Source organism: Photobacterium aquae (assembly GCF_001029445.1).
Taxonomy (GTDB): domain Bacteria; phylum Pseudomonadota; class Gammaproteobacteria; order Enterobacterales; family Vibrionaceae; genus Photobacterium; species Photobacterium aquae.
Window position 1 is genome coordinate 1 of the sequence record NZ_LDOT01000064.1, and the last position, 1,220, is coordinate 1,220.

2 protein-coding genes and 1 pseudogene are annotated in these 1,220 nt (G+C 50.7%); all 3 read left to right on the forward strand.

Annotation, left to right across the window (positions count from 1 at the left end):
- A pseudogene (locus tag ABT56_RS24310) lies at positions 1 to 470 on the forward strand (rolling circle replication-associated protein); the annotation flags it as partial.
- A gap of 13 nt (positions 471 to 483) precedes the next feature.
- Entirely contained in the window at positions 484 to 642 is a 159-nt protein-coding gene (locus tag ABT56_RS24315) for a hypothetical protein (protein ID WP_169753958.1), read from the forward strand.
- A 2-nt stretch (positions 643 to 644) separates the two neighbouring features.
- Entirely contained in the window at positions 645 to 1,085 is a 441-nt protein-coding gene (locus tag ABT56_RS22440; RefSeq protein WP_047881147.1) for a hypothetical protein, read from the forward strand.
- Positions 1,086 to 1,220: the final 135 nt, after the last annotated feature.

Genomic DNA, 1,220 nt, shown 5'->3' on the forward strand with positions numbered 1-1,220 from the left:
AAACCATCAAGGCGAAAGCCATTGCCAAACAAGCCAAAAAACCAAAAGCCGACCTATTCAAGCTAAATGCAAGGCTGGCGCGGCTTGAAACTGAACAGAAGGCAATCCGCGATCAGATGAAAGCGCGGGGTGTCCATGCCTCAACCAAAAACCGTTTTTGCATGGCATTCGAAGGCGAACAAGCCGAAAACAAGGCGTATGACTTTTTGCTATGGGCCGCAGGGGCGCGAGGTTGGTCAATGATACCCATTGGAGAAAGCGACCACCTAACCGAAACGGCAACTGAAGTTAGGCAAACCGCCCGAGCGGAATATGCCCGGCAATACGAACGGTTTTTGCATAAGCGCAGTTATTGGCAGCATGTCTTATCAGACCCAATGACCCCAGACACCAAAGAGCCGACCGAATTGCAAGTTGCCGTCGCAATGGCGGAGCTTGAACAATATCAACAATTGAAATCCGCAGCATAAGGGAAGTGAGTAAATGGACGAACTAAACCAGATCACCGAACAACTACGGGGCGAAGTTGACGCCGCATCGAAAAACCCGTTTGCATCAAAAGTGATGGCACCTATTCGCCTGATGCTGGTTTGGATGGAAGGGGTAAACCGCAAATTATCTGAATTGGAGCAAAGGGGGTAAGCATGGAAGTAATGCCGGTTCGCACCTCGACCAACAAGGTCGAAGGTATCAACCGTTGTGAGTGCGGAGCAATCCGCACCATTCACCGGGCAAGGGGCAAGCGCGCCAAGTTTCTATATTCCATCTGCGACGACTGCGGCACCAATCAGCAGACGGGAAAATACTGGCAGGACAAATTCAATATCCATTACCCCAGCGTGGAAGCCTTGCACCAAGCCGAGCAACCCGAAGAAAAAGAGGTGATAACCGTATCAGTACCGGAGCCAATCACCGAGCCAGAAACCAAAAACGAAACTGTGACGGTGTCACAACAAGAGCCCAAGGCGAACCCGAAACCACAGCAAACCGAGCCGGAAGGCGAAAAACCAGCCGGATTTTGGCGGTTTGTGCTTGGCGGGCTGGTACTTGGGGCACTGACTGGCGGTGTCGTCACCCGAATTTAAACCTATAGACAAGGAAAGCGAATGAATACCGAACAACAAGGCGAAATTCAAACCGAAACCCCACCTGTAGATATGGTCGAAAACCATAACGAGCAGGACGAACGGGCATTCATCAATAGTCTGGATGATGATTTT

Coding starts and splice junctions, on each gene's coding strand:
- ABT56_RS22440 (WP_047881147.1), top strand. CDS start 645: ATGGAAGTAATGCCGGTTCGCACCTCGACCAACAAGGTCGAAGGTATC.
- ABT56_RS24315 (WP_169753958.1), top strand. CDS start 484: ATGGACGAACTAAACCAGATCACCGAACAACTACGGGGCGAAGTTGAC.